The organism is Bdellovibrio sp. KM01, from assembly GCF_013752535.1.
Lineage (GTDB): Bacteria > Bdellovibrionota > Bdellovibrionia > Bdellovibrionales > Bdellovibrionaceae > Bdellovibrio.
The window spans coordinates 2,564,932-2,580,106 of the sequence record NZ_CP058348.1; the positions used below are offsets into that span (position 1 = coordinate 2,564,932).

14 protein-coding genes are annotated in these 15,175 nt (G+C 46.0%); 5 read left to right on the forward strand and 9 right to left on the reverse strand.

Translation table 11 applies throughout. The features are described 5' to 3' along the window. Nucleotides 1-9 precede the first annotated feature (9 nt). Together pepN and HW988_RS12450 are read left to right on the forward strand one after the other, a co-directional pair. Nucleotides 10-2,625, forward strand: a complete 2,616-nt coding sequence (pepN, locus tag HW988_RS12445; protein WP_181604572.1) for an aminopeptidase N — start codon at nucleotides 10-12, stop codon at nucleotides 2,623-2,625. Nucleotides 2,626-2,683: 58 nt separating this feature from the next. Further along, nucleotides 2,684-3,868 carry a DUF2252 family protein gene (locus tag HW988_RS12450; protein ID WP_181604573.1) on the forward strand — a complete coding sequence of 395 codons (1,185 nt, stop codon included), beginning with the start codon at nucleotides 2,684-2,686 and terminating at the stop codon, nucleotides 3,866-3,868. Nucleotides 3,869-3,893: 25 nt separating this feature from the next. On the opposite strand, the gene HW988_RS12455 is transcribed toward HW988_RS12450, so the two are convergent. The 4 genes from HW988_RS12455 to HW988_RS12470 all read right to left on the reverse strand — a co-directional run bounded on the left by HW988_RS12455 (nucleotide 3,894) and on the right by HW988_RS12470 (nucleotide 6,625). Beyond that, nucleotides 3,894-4,661: a hypothetical protein gene (locus HW988_RS12455; protein ID WP_181604574.1), complete on the reverse strand. Its 768-nt coding sequence runs from the start codon at nucleotides 4,659-4,661 to the stop codon at nucleotides 3,894-3,896. A gap of 38 nt (nucleotides 4,662-4,699) precedes the next feature. After that, entirely contained in the window at nucleotides 4,700-4,999 is a 300-nt protein-coding gene (locus tag HW988_RS12460) for a hypothetical protein (RefSeq protein WP_181604575.1), read from the reverse strand. Between the two features lie 167 nt (nucleotides 5,000-5,166). Further along, nucleotides 5,167-5,889, reverse strand: a complete 723-nt coding sequence (gene folE, locus HW988_RS12465) for a GTP cyclohydrolase I FolE (RefSeq protein ID WP_181604576.1) — start codon at nucleotides 5,887-5,889, stop codon at nucleotides 5,167-5,169. A gap of 61 nt (nucleotides 5,890-5,950) precedes the next feature. Further along, the gene (locus HW988_RS12470; protein WP_181604577.1) at nucleotides 5,951-6,625 is read right to left on the reverse strand and encodes a PilZ domain-containing protein; all 675 of its coding nucleotides are present in this window, start codon (nucleotides 6,623-6,625) and stop codon (nucleotides 5,951-5,953) included. A gap of 80 nt (nucleotides 6,626-6,705) precedes the next feature. Here HW988_RS12470 and HW988_RS12475 point away from each other — a divergent pair, with 80 nt between their 5' ends. Together HW988_RS12475 and HW988_RS12480 are read left to right on the forward strand one after the other, a co-directional pair. After that, nucleotides 6,706-7,878: a hypothetical protein gene (locus HW988_RS12475; protein WP_255490000.1), complete on the forward strand. Its 1,173-nt coding sequence runs from the start codon at nucleotides 6,706-6,708 to the stop codon at nucleotides 7,876-7,878. Nucleotides 7,879-7,886: 8 nt separating this feature from the next. Next, the gene (locus HW988_RS12480) at nucleotides 7,887-8,654 is read left to right on the forward strand and encodes a hypothetical protein (protein WP_181604578.1); all 768 of its coding nucleotides are present in this window, start codon (nucleotides 7,887-7,889) and stop codon (nucleotides 8,652-8,654) included. A 2-nt stretch (nucleotides 8,655-8,656) separates the two neighbouring features. Here the strand turns inward: HW988_RS12480 and HW988_RS12485 are convergent, their stop codons facing one another. Genes HW988_RS12485 through HW988_RS12505 form a run of 5 tightly spaced genes read right to left on the reverse strand, consistent with a single transcriptional unit; the run spans nucleotide 8,657 to nucleotide 14,033 of the window. Beyond that, the gene (locus HW988_RS12485; protein WP_181604579.1) at nucleotides 8,657-9,172 is read right to left on the reverse strand and encodes a YceI family protein; all 516 of its coding nucleotides are present in this window, start codon (nucleotides 9,170-9,172) and stop codon (nucleotides 8,657-8,659) included. A 21-nt stretch (nucleotides 9,173-9,193) separates the two neighbouring features. Beyond that, nucleotides 9,194-10,201 (reverse strand): cytochrome c, encoded by a 1,008-nt coding sequence (locus HW988_RS12490; protein ID WP_181604580.1) that lies wholly within the window; start codon nucleotides 10,199-10,201, stop codon nucleotides 9,194-9,196. Continuing rightward, entirely contained in the window at nucleotides 10,198-10,881 is a 684-nt protein-coding gene (locus HW988_RS12495; RefSeq protein WP_220128735.1) for a hypothetical protein, read from the reverse strand. Before HW988_RS12495 ends, HW988_RS12490 begins: the two co-directional genes overlap by 4 nt. Before the next feature lie 6 nt (nucleotides 10,882-10,887). Continuing rightward, nucleotides 10,888-12,612 carry a hypothetical protein gene (locus HW988_RS12500; RefSeq protein ID WP_181604582.1) on the reverse strand — a complete coding sequence of 575 codons (1,725 nt, stop codon included), beginning with the start codon at nucleotides 12,610-12,612 and terminating at the stop codon, nucleotides 10,888-10,890. Continuing rightward, on the reverse strand, nucleotides 12,609-14,033 hold the full coding sequence (locus tag HW988_RS12505) for a hypothetical protein (protein WP_181604583.1): 1,425 nt from the start codon (nucleotides 14,031-14,033) through the stop codon (nucleotides 12,609-12,611). Before HW988_RS12505 ends, HW988_RS12500 begins: the two co-directional genes overlap by 4 nt. Before the next feature lie 133 nt (nucleotides 14,034-14,166). On the opposite strand from HW988_RS12505, the gene HW988_RS12510 reads away from it, so the two are divergent. Then, nucleotides 14,167-15,030 (forward strand): hypothetical protein, encoded by an 864-nt coding sequence (locus HW988_RS12510; RefSeq protein ID WP_181604584.1) that lies wholly within the window; start codon nucleotides 14,167-14,169, stop codon nucleotides 15,028-15,030. Nucleotides 15,031-15,175: the final 145 nt, after the last annotated feature.

Sequence of the window (15,175 nt, forward strand, 5' to 3'; positions counted from 1 at the left end):
CGAGGACTCATGAAACAAGAGAAAATTTATCTTAAGGACTATAAAGCCCCAGCTTTTTCAGTGGAGTCCGTCCACCTCGACTTCATTTTAAATGAGGACTTTTGTCGAGTTATCGCAAAATCTAAAATCAAAACTCTGACAAGTGGTGTTCCCCTTCAGCTAAATGGTGAAGAGTTGAAACTTGTCAGCGTGAAAATCAACGACAAGATTCTTTCCGCAAGCGAATACCAACTGACGGATGAAGAGATGATCATCGCATCTGTACCTGCTGAGTTCACTTTAGAAATCGAAACTCAGCTGGAACCGCAAAACAATACATCCCTAGAAGGTCTTTATAAATCCAACGGAATCTTTTGTACTCAGTGTGAGGCACAAGGTTTCCGTAAGATCACTTGGTTCTTGGATCGTCCTGATGTGATGACGTCATACACAGTGACCATCGAAGCTGATAAAGCGAAATACCCAGTTCTTCTTTCTAACGGTGACCGAATGAAAGTGGAAGATGTGGGCAATGGTCGTCACAAAGCTTACTGGCGCGATCCACACAAGAAACCTTGCTACCTATTTGCCTTGGTTGCTGGTGACTTGGGAGTGATCCGCGATACCTTCACGACGTCTTCTGGTCGCAAAGTGAATTTGGAAGTTTATGCTGCTCACGGAAAACAAGAACGTTGCTGGCATGCACTTGAGTCTTTGCAAAAATCCATGAAATGGGACGAAGAAGTTTTCGGTCGTGAGTATGACCTTAACGAGTATATGATCGTGGCCATTGACGATTTCAATGCCGGCGCAATGGAGAATAAAGGTTTAAACATCTTTAACTCTCGCCTGGTATTAGCTGACACCAACTCTGCAACTGACTCTGACTTCCACGCAATTGAATCCGTTGTCGCCCACGAATACTTCCATAACTGGACAGGCAATCGCGTGACTTTGCGTGATTGGTTCCAACTTTCTTTAAAAGAAGGTCTGACAGTATTCCGTGATCAGGAATTTTCCGCTGATATGACAGACCGTGGGGTGCAACGTATCGAAGACGTGGATTCCTTGCGCGCCGGTCAGTTCGCTGAAGATGCGGGTCCGAATGCTCACCCTGTTCGTCCCGAATCCTGTATGGCAGTTGATAACTTCTTTACGATGACGATCTATGAAAAAGGCTCTGAGCTTATTCGCATGATGCAAACCATTGTGGGCCGTAAAGGTTTCCGCAAAGGTATGGATGAGTATTTCAAACGTCATGACGGTCAAGCCGTGACGACGGAGGATTTCGCAGCGGCGATTTCTGAACCAAACGGAAAAGACTTCACTCAGTTTAAACGTTGGTACAACCAATCGGGAACTCCTGTGGTCGCGATCCAAGAGCGCTTTGATGATAAGACTGGTGAATACCATTTAACTCTTGAACAGTCCTGCCCGCCAACACCAAATCAACCCACCAAGGAACCCTTCCATATCCCATTGATGATGGGTCTTTTGGATAAATCCGGTCAAGAGTTGGCATTGAACTGCGACAAGATCGAGAAAAACTCTGATGGTCAGCACGTGATCGAGCTTAAAAACCAAAAAGAAACTTATGTGTTCAAAGGTTTGAAAGAGCGTCCGGTTCTTTCCATCTTGCGTGAGTTTTCAGCTCCCGTGAATTTGAATTGGGAAGCGTCTGAAGAAGATCTTTATTTCTTGATGGAAAAAGACACGGACTCTTTCAACCGTCGTGAAATCACCCAAAAACTGGCGATGCGCTTGATGTCTGATTTGATCAAGCAGTCCCGCCAAGGCAAAGAATTGAAAGTCGATGCCCGCTTTATCAATGCGATGAAGACCGTGATGAATGATCCGAATATGGATTCAGCTTTCAAAGCTAAAATGCTTCAAATGCCAAGTCTGGCCGTATTGGCGCAAATGGAACCGGTATTGGATCCAGTGGCGTTTGATAAAGCGCGCACGACTTTGCGTAAAGAGATCGCGAAAGCCAACAAAGAAACGTTGTTCGCGACCTACAACAAATACCATGGTGTAGAGGCGAAAAGCCGCAGTACGAAAGTGTTCGGTCAGCGTTTATTGAAAAATCAGGCTTTGCATTATTTGGCTGATTTGTGTGAACCCGCCATTTACGAAATCGTCGCTAAACAGTACTGGGAAGCGCAAAACATGACCGACCGTATGACGGCTTTGATGATTTTGGCAGACTCCGAAAGCAATCATCGTGAAAAGGTACTGGCGGATTTCCACACCAACTGGAAAGACGATTCTGTTGTGATCAACAAGTGGTTCACAGTTCAAGCCCTGGCTCATCGTCCACAGATTTTGGATGAGATTAAAGCTTTGACTAAGAATCCAACGTTTAACATCAACAATCCAAACAACGTGTACTCGCTACTTCGCGCCTTCACGACGAATCTTGTAAGCTTCAACAACGAAAAAGCTTACGAGTTCATCGCGGATAAGATCATTGAAATTGATCCAAAGAATCCGCAAGTGGCAGCACGCCTGTGCTCGGCTTTCAATTTCGTGGCAAAACTAGAACCACAATTGAAAGACCTAGCTATGAAGCAGATCCGCCGCATGGTAGACGTCCCGGGACTTTCCAAAAACTCCCGCGAACTTCTACAATCCGCCCTGCAGTAAACTTCATGTTACCTGGCCTGAATATTGATCTCCCAAAGATCATATTCAGGAAGGGACTATGCCAACGACTTTAGCCAGGGCTCTGCTAACAAATGTGAAGATCATTTTGACAGCCATTGCCCTAATGGCGCCCCTCACGGTTTTCGCCCAGGGGCCTGCCTGCTCCAGTGTCTTTTCTGATTCTAAGCCCGCAGCCACCACACCTTTCGAAATTAACGGTTCCTTTAGAAAAACCAGCGGTGGCTCGTTTATGGCCTTCCGCTCGAATGCTCCCCATTATTGGAACTGGCTCCGTCAAAACAAGACGTCTTTAATGAGTCCTCGAGGTGTCGTGACTGGCGATCCTCACATTTTAAACTTCGGTGATGTGCAATTGAAAGATGGCGGCGGAAAGTTCGGCCTGATCGATATTGACGACGGCGGAGTGAATGCTCCCCTAGCGGGAGATTTCTTACGCTATTTTATCGGCAATCAAATTTCGCCCTATAAGGTTGTGCCCAAGGATTTATTCAAGTCCTACATCGACGGATTGAACGGCAAGAAAATGGACAAGCCCCGCTATCTGATAAAAATGAGAGACAAAACCGATCGTGATTTTTATTCCCTTCAAGAAAAACGCCTTTCCAAAATGACTATGAAAGATTCCTTTTCTTCCGAGGCGGGGCTTATTCGCCTAGAAGACGTATCCCCTGAAGTTCACACTTTATATGAACAGTCTCTGCCCGCATTTAAAAATGAAATGACGGGATACCGAATCCTCGATGTCGGCTATCGCCTGAAAGAAACCGGTGGCAGCCAATATTTACCGCGCTTCTATTTTTTAATTGAAAAGGACAACGAGAGACATATCTGGGAATTCAAACTAGAAATGGAACCCGCTATTTCGCTATTTACTCATCAGCCCGATGCACACACTCGATTTCAATATATCGTTAACACCTATCGTCCTGCCGACCCGATGGGCCCCTATCGCTTCGTTCAGGCCGGTGACCATGTGTTCTTGCTGCGCGAGAGATTGTATAGCTCAGTGAATTTGGATCCGGCGAAAATCGCCTCTGACAAAGACATCCAAAACGGCAAAGACATGTCTTTGTTCATCGCCAACCGCATGGGTCTGGCTCATGGCTCACAACCAAGCGGCCAAGACTTAAAGACTCGCCTGCAAGAGCCCGGGGCTTTGGAAAGCCTCAACACTCTCGCCAACGACTATATCTCGATGATTAAAAAATTAAATAATGATTAACCTCAGGCATACCTTTGCGTAAATCCTATTTGGAGTACGACTCGATCACTGCAAATGCCTGATCAAAACTAACGATGTTGCGTTCCTCATGAACCGAGATTATTTTGGTATCAATCATGAGCTTTGTGAGATGTCTAAGATTCACCTTGTTTGCTTGTGGAACCGGTTGGAAAAAATAGTAATCTGTATCAAAGATATAAACTTTGCCGTTGCTATCGATGAAAAACTGGAAGTCCCCGGCTACGACACCAAGATTTGCAAGCTCTTGTAAGCCTAAAGCTGCCTGCTTAACCGTGTCCGCTTTTCTTTTCATACCCCATCGTTTATACGGCCAATCACCCAAATTGTGATAAATCTCTCCCTTGATAACCTGAGATACGACGACTGGCTCACCTTTAACTTCGCTTACGCCAAAAAACTTTGGGCCAATACCTAAATCAGACAGCAGCTTCATGAAGTAAACTTCTTCGATGGGATAGCTGGGGCGGTTGAATCTTGGCGCTAGGCTTTTAGCAATGACCTCGACACCTGATATTTTACTTAAATATAAAAAATCAGGATGGTCCCCATAAGGCGTCAGGTTTTCTAATTTTACTGTCCCAAATTGTTTCAGTTCAGTGATCCAAGAAATCCCTTCAAGAACTTCCTGGGCCGATAAGGAGGAAAACACCTTTGAACACGACGGGCCAGCTTGGGCTATTGAGACGCTCCCCATAGCCACCACTACGACCGCAGCAAAACACTTTTTTAATGCCGATCGAAGACTATCGCCAGCAGCATGATCAAACTTCATATAGAACTCCTCACGTCATGAGAAAAAGTTGCGACGTTTTAGTCGAATACTTGGCGGCAAAGCTTGATCGTGCCGTTGGAGAAGCTCAACGCTAATGACTTCTTATATTCACTGCCTTTTTGAATATTTAATTGATGCCTCAAAATATCGGGATGCGTGGCTGAATACGCCGACTTCACGGATAACGCTTCAACTTCCTGACGAAGAAACGAATCCACCTGAGCCACTTGCTGAGAGTATTTTAACTGCAATTCCACGTGAGCCGGCAGGCTCTCGGCGTTCGCTTGTGTAACTAAAGGAAGTGCAATGACGATAAGAATACTAAGAAGCTTATTCACAGGAAAAACCCTCTCAAATGTTAATCAGTTCGAATATATTGCTTATAGAGCAAATGCCCGGCCAACGTTTGGAGGAATACTTTGGTCTTAGAACGAATAAGGGGTGTTTCTGTGAAACACCCCTGTCAAAGTTACGCTAATTGTCAGTACGCCAAAACTAAATAGGACTACTTAAGACGGCAGTGATGAAGGAATTCTTCACGAGTCTCAGGCAACGTTTTAAAGTGCCCACGGACGTCAGAAGTCGCTGTTGTGCTGTGAGTATCTTCAATACCTCTCATCATCACGCAGTAGTGTTTGGCGTTGATGTGAACCGCCACGTGATCCGTATCCAAAACATATTGCAAGCAATCGGCAATTTGTTTCGTCAAACGTTCTTGAACCTGAGGACGACGCGCAAAGTATTGTACGATGCGGTTGATTTTTGAAAGACCAATCACCTTTTTGTAAGGGATGTAAGCCACCGTCGCAAAACCATCGATTGGCAATAAGTGATGTTCGCAGAAAGACAGACATCCGATATTTTGCACCACGATCATTTGATCGTAGTTAATCTTGTTATCGATCACAGTCATCTTAGGGAATTTGTGAGGATCAAGACCACCGAAGACTTCGTTCACATACATCTTAGCCACACGCTTCGGCGTATCTGCCAAACTGTCGTCATTCAAATCCAAACCCAATACTTCCAGGATCTCGGTGAATTTCTCAGTGATTTTTTCGATTTTTTCTTCATTGCTAAGACCGTTATCGATCATTGGCGTTGGACGAACGTTTTCCAAAATATCTTTGGTGCTTAGGACATGTTCGATTTCAGAATCGACAACTTTTTTTAGACCCTTTTTGCCAGCACCCTGCTTAGTGATTTTTTTAGATTTTGCTTTACTCACGGTGGTTCCTATCTTGATGAAATTCTTATGCCCTAAAAGCGGTCCTCAAGGAAGGGAAAGGTTAGACACTTTGCAAATTTTGACTGATGAGCCACTGACGAATCTGCTCTTGCTCATGGTCAGAGGTATCGACGAAATGGACTCGGATTTCGCTATGGCTAACAGCGATGACTTTGGCCTGACAAAGGATGCCATCGATATCAGGAACCTCTACAGACAGCCTCTGGCCGGTTTTAAACTTCTCGCGAGCTTGGAATACAGCGATGCGCGCCCCGGTATATGACAAATCCAGGGTTTTGCACTGATCCTTACCCCCCAAAACAACGGGAATCCCTACGTAATAGCGATGCGCCGTTTGCCCCAGCCAATGCTGGCGACGATCCAAATCCGGGGCCCTGGCAAAATACAACCAGGCGATTCCGGCAACTACGATGGAGCTCACGATTTTAAAAGTAAAGGCCTCTGTCGCCAACGGTGGTTCCTGGAAAAACATCAGATGCGAAAGATTGATCGCGATAAAAAGAGCGCACAGAACCAGGCCCACTAACCACAGAAGCTTGTGACGAATCAAAAAGCTGATGCCCGCCGCAAACACGACAAGCCAACCGATGATTTCAAGGGGCACAGTGGAGCCCGCGTGCATCGTGGTAAAATCCATGACTGGAATCACCATCAAAATAAATGCTGCTGGCACAATCACCCATGGACCGTGTGTTATTCCCACTGTTTTTCTCATACAAAACTTATCGGCATCACGAATGTGAGAATACAGTTTTTTTGTTGCTTCCCCGCCTGTTCTAAATAGACTGTTTAACTGTGAGACATCTATTAAAAATACCATTTCTTATTGGCGCATTCTTAGTTTCAAAACAAGCCGTGGCCTATCCTGATTTTATCGGATACGGTTATTCCTCTTGCATTACCTGCCATTATAATGGCCTTGGTGGAGGAGCTTTGAATGATTACGGACGTGCGCTTTTTGCGACAGAAATCACCTCTCGCTCTGTGTTCCCAGCCTCTATGGATGAGGAAGCCATTGGTGAAAGCTCTGGTTTTTTAATCACGAAACCATTGCCTTGGTATTTCCGTCCCGGCATTAAATATCGTGGCCTTTATTTTCAACAAAATCCCAATGGTTCAAACGAAGTGAACAAATGGGTGAACATGCAGCGCGATTTCAATTTGAATTTCTTCTTTGATAAAAAGCAGAACCTGGCGCTGATCACAACCGCTTCCTATGCTGATTTCGATATTCCTGAAACGACCATCGACAAATGGACTATGTACGCAAAAGAATTCTATTTGCGCTACAAACAAAGCAACAACCTGTGGTGGTATGCCGGTCAAATGGATAAAGCCTATGGTATTCGCAACGTGGATCACACGGCTGTAAATCGTTTCCCGACGACGGATGTGGGCTTAAATCAATACGGTCAAACTTTGGGAGTGACGGCACACTTCACTTACCCCACTTGGGATATCGCTGTGAATCCGTTCTTTGGGAACGTATATACGGTGCCTGAGAAACGTCAAAAAGGTTTTTCCGTCGTGGGTGAATACCAAGTCTATGAAAAATTTAAAGTCGGTGGTTCCGTGTTAGCTTCAGAATCTGATGAAACTCGTTGGCGCTTAGCCGGTGCGACGGCTCGCTGGGGACTTTCCAAAGGAAGCTCCCTCTTGGCAGAGGCTGGTTTGAAAGAGCAAACTCGCAAAGGATCAAATTCAGATCCCGTGCTGGGCTCATATGCCTGGGTGCAATCGATGGTCGCTATCGCCCGCGGGTACAATATCCTAACGACGATTGAACAATCCCGCGATGACATTCAAAAGTCTTCGGCGGAAAACTTGAAATACAGTTTTGGCCTTTTGGCTTTTCCACTTCCCCGCACTGAATTCCGCCTGGGTCTTTCCAATGGAAAAACGAATTTGGATGGAACTGGTGTGGATGATTCCTGGGCTTTGCAAACGCAAGTGCATTTATCTTATTAGGAGCGCAAATGGGTAAAATGAAATTTTCAATCTTGCTATGCCTGTTAATGACAAGTTCCTTTGCCAGCGCCCAACCACGTAAGGCAAATGCTAAAACTCGTGTTCCCGCGCAAACGACTCCCTCAGAAACACCTGCCGTGACTGAAGGCACGACGTCTTTTGAAGACAGCACTGAAGCGCCACCCGAAGAACAGACTGCTATCAACCCCGACGCGGAAGCAGATCCCAATCAAGTTGGTGTAACCACGGCTCGTCCTCGGGGCATGCGCTTGCCGGCACAATCTGTCTCGTCCTGGGCTGCCGGCGTGACAACACTACAGTGGAACGAAATCCTTACGCTCTCTCAGCTGGGCACGACGACGAAATCCAATATGAACTTTAATGGCGTAGGTTTGGTTTTACAGAAAGAAACTTATTACCTGCAATGGGGTTGGAATGTCGGCGGGATGCTGGCTGCGGGACGAGCTAACAGCGGTCCTTTTGCTAACGATGTGAAAATTGAACGCCAAGGCTTTACAATGATCGCCCTGACGCCGCGTATATTCTGGCGCCTGACGAACAGTGTGAATATTGGTGGGACTGCGATGATTTACATCCGAAATATCGATCTTCCGACTGGCAATGGAGTCGAAATGACTGCGGGGCGAAAGAACAATGCGGGCTTTTTAGCTGATATGAATTTACGAATTTTTAAAACGTGGGATTTCTATCAAGCAATAGGCCCCATCAATGACGGAGCCTATCTTTGGAAAGTCGGCGTTAATTACCGCTTTTAGAACTATTTTTTAGCTGCTGCTTTGGGTGCTGCCGCTGCGGCACCTACTGGCACTTCAACGTGAACTTTCACATCGTCTTCTGTTCCTACGCCCATGTAGTTAACATCTTTGATTCCGATTTCAGAAGCCTTCACAACGAATTCAGCTTTCAACAAGCCACCTTCAACTTTGTAAGTTCCTTCAACATTAACTGGCTTGTTTTTGATATTGATTGTGGCTTTACCTTTGCCACCTTTACCAGTCGCAGTCACCAAAGTTGCAGTTGGGTATTTATCTGTCTCAAGATATTTTTGAGTGTGCTTGTCACGAAGATCAACGCCCGTTTTCAAACTCTTCATGTTAACAACGATATTCTGAGCTGACACTTGATCGCCTTTAACTTGGGCTGTTCCTTTGATTTGATTTGTTTTTGCCTTGAAATCCCCCATCGGATTCAAAGTCACATCAAACACGACAGACTGTGCAAACGCACTAGAAACACCCAAAGTCACCACTGCTGCTGCAATAACCAATTTCATTAATTTCTCCCATGGTTTTATTTACTGAATGTTGGATATCCAATCATACACAGCTTGCAACTGAGTTGCACTCACTGTTGTACCATTGTCTGGCATATTTTTTGTGCCACCACCCTGCGAGCCTTTCATTCTAAAATAAAGCGACGAACTTAAAGGTTGGCCTGCCTTAACAAAACCCCGGGTGATCATACTGGCTGCGGTCATATTTGAGAAATCTCCACGAGTCGAACCCGCCCCATGGCAACTTAAACAGGAGGAATCAATAACAGCTTTTGCAGCTGCCAATTTTGTATCCACAGTCGAACCCGTCGAACCGCTGGAGTCGGCAAAAATAGCCGGGTCAAAGATCACCTGACTTACGGAATTTGTCGTACCAATTAAACGAGACAGAGAATTGAGTTGAGCATTATTGAGACGGTCATTAAAAAACATGTACTCATAAACCATCCCGCCAGTTGTACCAGCCACCAAAGTCTTGGTTACAAACGAAAACTCCTGCGGACTTCCCGTCTTAGTGATCGTCATCGTCTGCACAATCCCATTCACTAACAAAGAAAAGTCATCGGGCTGTGCACCAGCCCGCAAGGCAATGACCATGCGAGTACCTGTTGACGGAAGATTCACTGTGGCTTGGGCACTGTTGCCCGCTGAAAAAATACGACTGACCGTGATCTTGCCACTCGCAACAGTGACCGAAGTTTCTTCAGCATTCGCACTTCCGGAATAAGCCGTAAAAATCTTACCCGTCATCGCGCGATCTGCAGCGAACACATAACTAAGCTTATCAGCACCCGTATAGGCTTTATCGACTTTGCTGGGCTGACCTTGTTGATACCAACGCACCAAAGAACCACGAGATGGATCCGTCAGAATAGGAAGTTCCTGTGCATCCAGGTAACTTTGACCACTGGCTAACGAAGCCGATTCAAGAATCGCCTGCTGCACCGTAAAGTCACTGCAATTTTGAAACGAAAAAACCATCAGCGGAAGTCCCAGAAGAGTCACCCATTTTAGTTTCCCGGTAATCATAACTGCTCCCATCCGCTGGACTCACAAATCGCCAGAATCAAATACCTCCAGCGATCAACACCTGCAATCGAAGGATTCTTTTCGTACATCATGCGATCTGAAGCCACAAGACCTTGAATCAATCCCGGGTCCGCATCATCGCCGCGATAAAACTGTCCGAATGCCAATTCAATGGATGTTGCCGTCGGAGCCGAGCCCACGACACTGACTTTGCTGACGAAATTATTCACGAATGTATTATTCGACAGAACACTCTGACAGGCTTGGGACTTAAATGCTGCGCGGAGAGTGTTTGTGCCCGTATTCATCGGCGCGAGAATCGTTCCATTGCAATCATTAACGCCGGTTTTGATATCACACGGATATCCAAATGCCGAAGTCTTGTTGGTAAACCATTGATTGGTGATGTTGGTTAAAGTTGTTTTCTCAGTCGCCGAGGAAGCAGACGTTAAAAATATATCGTTAAATAAATTCGTCATATACACCCGGTTTACCAACAGCGGAGACTGCGTCGAGGCAGCTGCGACGGCATTACCCGGATGCTCAGAACCCATGCTGTAATCCAGGTCCCCTGACAAAGAGGAAAGCTCAAAGGGTTGAGCACAGTTTTGAAATGCCTGGGTGAGTACCAAACCGATCGTCAAACCTGCAACTGTAAGTGTGATACGTTTATTCATCATGGCCACCTAGACAACCTTCGGCATCCCCACCAGGGATGTGATAATCCCCGTGGATTCGTTAAAGGAAATCATGGCAGGCGCTGTATTCTCCCACGGATTGGATTCAACCCGCATCAAGCGTGACAAAGTCGAAGTCGCAGAGGCCGTTGAGGGAACACCGCTTAAGTAGCCGCTGATCGCAGCGCCATAACCATTGGTGCCATTCCCCGCGTTTTGACGTAAATTACCAATCACATAGGGACCATTTTTAATAGCTCCAGAAAATGCACTCGTCACCATGCAGGGATAGCCATGTCCTGAAGACTGACCACTCATTGCTGCATTTCGCGCAAATTCTGCAGAAACCTGAATCACGGATTCAGACCACATATTTGCACCCGTAGAAGCTCTGCGCACAGTTTGCAAGCGATCGCGCATTTCCAAAATGCCCGCTAAAATTCCCGAATAGAAATTATGAGTCAGCAACAACGCCGTATAGGCACCTGTGTTGCCGTCCATATCGGTATGGGAGAACGCCAGATTGCCCCCATTTACGAAAAGATTATTTACGTCATCGCCCGCGATATAACTTGTGCGAATGCGAACGTTATTAAAGTTACTGGTTCCAACCGAAACCGAAGCCGTAAGTTCTTTCGTCAAGCAATACTCTGCCAATGCTAATTGCTGATAGAAATCGTTATAAGTAAGTGCCGCCGTCATTTCACGCATATCAAAATCTGGTGCCAGCGTGAAATTTCTTTGCAAATTAAAACCACCACTGTTTACGAAACCGAAAATACCAAACTGTCCAGCCGGACCTGCCAGTGATGACGGAGTGACAGGCGCTTCAGAGATACCATTGATCCCTGTCATACGAGCCGTCCCCTCCACCGCATTTTTATAACGATTCACAGCTGCATCCCAGAAACCATCGATATCGCTGATACCTTGTTTCATTTTCACAGATGCATTTTCAAGATTTTTGTTCAGTGTCTCCGCACCCAAACGGTTTGAACGAGCGTAGGCCTTTAAATAAGACATCGCATTTTCATAGGCATTTTTGTAAGCTTCTTTGCCTGCCGTGGTCGTTGCAATCGCTGAAGACTGCGCAAAGCCCGCCATCAACTCGCGCACATAGCCGGAGCCGACTTGAGTTCCTGCTTTATTATGCGAAGACGTAAATCCGACATTGTTATTGCCCGTCATCACGCCAGCAAACAAGCGTTCAGAAGAGTCTGCCAATAAACCATTCAAACTTGGCAATCCCGACACCGGAACTTGCACCAGCAAGGCGTTGGTGTCATGACCATCAAAGGCCGAACCAAAACCACGCATCACCATCATATTATTTAAAGCATCCGAAGCATTGCGATTCCCACCCTGGCCATTTTTAATCGGCAAAGAAAAGATATGCGGCACATTCAGACCATTGTATTTAAAAGTTTTGTAGGCAAGACCTGCGACTTTGCCGCCACTGAAATTAAAAGCCGTCGAAACATAGGGATTCGTAACAATGTTATCGCCGTCATAAATTTTAACCCACTGGTCAAAGGAGTAACGCATCGGTCCTCCATTGATCCAGATGTTCAACAAAAATCTTGGATCTGATTCACCCGTCAAGGCTTCAGCGCGGGCTTGTTGAATAAAGCCAGCACCAATTTTCATTGCTAGCGTTTCCAGAATAGAAGCTGATAAAACAGTTCCTCCCAGAATCATCCCCTGCTTTAAGAAATCACGACGATTTGAACTCATTCGTTCCCCCGAGGATCGAAGGCGGCTTTATTATAGTAGTTCGAGCGTAAAATCGATTCGACTAACTTTGTTAACGACTGCGTTTGGGAAAGTTCTTTTCCTAAAGTCTCCACAAACTTGCGGTCTTCAACATCCCGTTCAGTTAAGGCTTTGTTGAGCGGTGCATTTGCCGGGTCCGTTCTGTCATACAAAGACACATCGATACCGGTGAAATAGCGGAAGTATTTTTTAGCTGCGCACTGATAATATTCCGGAAGCTCGGTTAGGCGTGCGCCCATCTCTTCAACATTCGCCACATCGCGATTGATCAAGGTTCCGTTGTAATAGGAACGAACCATCAGCTTACCTGTGGGATTTTGGCGGTGATAACCGGCCACGGCCGTCGCCGACCATGAATTTGCAACGGTTGCACCCACAGTGAAATTACCCACCATGATAGATTTTTGCACATTACCCCTGGCAGTTTCCGCAACCACCCAGTTGCGTGCCGTGGAAGCAAACTGATCCATCGTCGCGTGACAAGTAATGCAACTTCCAGCACGACGGAAGGGAACGTCAGAGCTGCTGCTGATGTAAGCCTGAATATCGCTTTCACGCAATGCCGGCAAAGAGAAGCAAAGCATGTTTTCCAAAGTCGTCTTAGCCCATTTACGTGGAAGCTTTAAAGCTCCGTCAAACACTTGCCCTTTGCTGTGTCCTACGTTCAATAAGAAATAAGCCTGCTGACCTAAAATACCGCCACCCAAAGCGCGGTGAAGATCGATACCTGTTTGTCCATCCACTTGTGTTGCTAACCCCAAGTTCGGCACAGAGTAATTTGCCAAAATCAAAGAGGAAGAGCCCGGGACAATTCCAGAAATAAGTCCAGTTCCCGAATAAGGAGCTGGGACCACTGACGTCGACGAAACGTTTCCTGCCGCATCTGTTTGCGCCAAAGCAAATGTTCCCGTTGTTCCGCGGATCGGTGCATACTTAACTGTTCCGCGAAGGACGTTGGAATAAAGCAAATCCGAAAACAGCGCACGGGTCAGAGTCAAAGCTGGCGTCGTCATTTCGATAAAGTCATTGGTATTGCTGTCGAATTCATTCTGGTAACCAGATATTTGGTCCTGATTGGCCGCGGGAAACCATGTACGGTGAAATTGATAGAAGTTGTTGAGAACTCTCACGCTCTCTGTATCATTGACGGCCAAGGCTCCACTGCTCGCAAGCTTTCCTTTATTTAAAAGTGCGATGCAGGCTTCAACTGCTTTGGTCTTACCGGCTTTAATACTCGCCATAACAGAGCTATTCGTTGGGACAGGGAGTCCTGTGAGCTGAGCGTAGCAACGGGAATAAATTGCTTTCTCTGAAAGCGCATGTGCTGAATGAGAATATGCAACGACAGCAATAAGCGCCATTGAACCCAGGAATGACTTCATTTTTCCCCCGTTTTTAGTTTCGGTCACTTTGAGATTTTTTGTAAATATATTTGCAAGATTCTCAATCTGAGACGCACAAATGATGTTAGGCCAGCTGATTAAGATTTTCCCAAATTGTGTCGATAGATTGCGTATGAAAACACTGATTGCAACTTTGATATTACTAAGCCTGTCTATCAACGCGAACGCAGCCAAGGTTACAAAAGTATCTGGCGGTAAAGCGCTTATCGATCTTGAAGGCGACACAGCTCTGGTTGGCGACCAATTCTTCGTCATCGACAGCAGCGGAAAAAAACGCGGCCTTATTCAAGTTTCAAAAGTTCAAGGCGGCCGAGCTATCGCAACGATTTCAAAAGGAAATGTTACTCCAGGTACGACACTTCAGCGTTATCAAGGGCGCATGAGTGCAGCGCCAAATGAAGTGAACTCTTCCAGCGGCGGCTCCACGACAGGTGGTGGTAAAAAAGCTTGGGGCTTGATGGCCGGTATGGTGAACAGCTCAATGAATGTGAAGTCTTCAACGGCTTCCATGACGATGAGTGGTTCAAGCTTCAATCTTGTTGGTTACTACCAAACTTATCTTGATAAAAACATCAGCGTCAAAGCTCTTGCCGGCTATGAGACTTTGAATGTGACTGGCACAGCTCCCGCGGGTTGGTCTGGTGGTACTTGCGCTGCAGGTTCAAGTTGTACAGCTGACATCGGTTACCTGGGTATGAATGTTTTGATCCGCTATTCTTTTGCAAGAACTAGAACAATGGAATTCACTGCTGGTGGCGGTTTGGGTTTCTTGTTCGCGATGCAAAAGTCTTCAAACGTTCTGGATACTGCTAAAATCTCTACGAACCAAACTATCGTAGGTACTTTGGGTCTGGACTGGCACTTGGATAAACGCACCTACGTTCCTATCCAATTCGACTATGCGATGTTCCCGGACAACAACACTTCCAGCGCAACACAAATGATCTTGCGCGCGGGTTACGGTTGGAAATTCTAAGACATTCTTGAACAGAATAGCTTAAGCAAAAAGCCTCGCACTCGCGAGGTTTTTTTTCTAAAGTTCGAGGTCCGAGGCATATAAAAAACTGCCGCCCTGCTTTTAATCCCTTGTGCAATATATTAGAACGTATCTATATCCGTAT

Coding starts and splice junctions, on each gene's coding strand:
- HW988_RS12505 (WP_181604583.1), bottom strand. CDS start 14,033: ATGAAGTCATTCCTGGGTTCAATGGCGCTTATTGCTGTCGTTGCATAT.
- HW988_RS12500 (WP_181604582.1), bottom strand. CDS start 12,612: ATGAGTTCAAATCGTCGTGATTTCTTAAAGCAGGGGATGATTCTGGGA.
- HW988_RS12450 (WP_181604573.1), top strand. CDS start 2,684: ATGCCAACGACTTTAGCCAGGGCTCTGCTAACAAATGTGAAGATCATT.
- HW988_RS12510 (WP_181604584.1), top strand. CDS start 14,167: ATGAAAACACTGATTGCAACTTTGATATTACTAAGCCTGTCTATCAAC.
- HW988_RS12485 (WP_181604579.1), bottom strand. CDS start 9,172: ATGAAATTGGTTATTGCAGCAGCAGTGGTGACTTTGGGTGTTTCTAGT.
- HW988_RS12490 (WP_181604580.1), bottom strand. CDS start 10,201: ATGATTACCGGGAAACTAAAATGGGTGACTCTTCTGGGACTTCCGCTG.
- HW988_RS12495 (WP_220128735.1), bottom strand. CDS start 10,881: ATGATGAATAAACGTATCACACTTACAGTTGCAGGTTTGACGATCGGT.
- HW988_RS12480 (WP_181604578.1), top strand. CDS start 7,887: ATGGGTAAAATGAAATTTTCAATCTTGCTATGCCTGTTAATGACAAGT.
- HW988_RS12470 (WP_181604577.1), bottom strand. CDS start 6,625: ATGAGAAAAACAGTGGGAATAACACACGGTCCATGGGTGATTGTGCCA.
- HW988_RS12455 (WP_181604574.1), bottom strand. CDS start 4,661: ATGAAGTTTGATCATGCTGCTGGCGATAGTCTTCGATCGGCATTAAAA.
- pepN (WP_181604572.1), top strand. CDS start 10: ATGAAACAAGAGAAAATTTATCTTAAGGACTATAAAGCCCCAGCTTTT.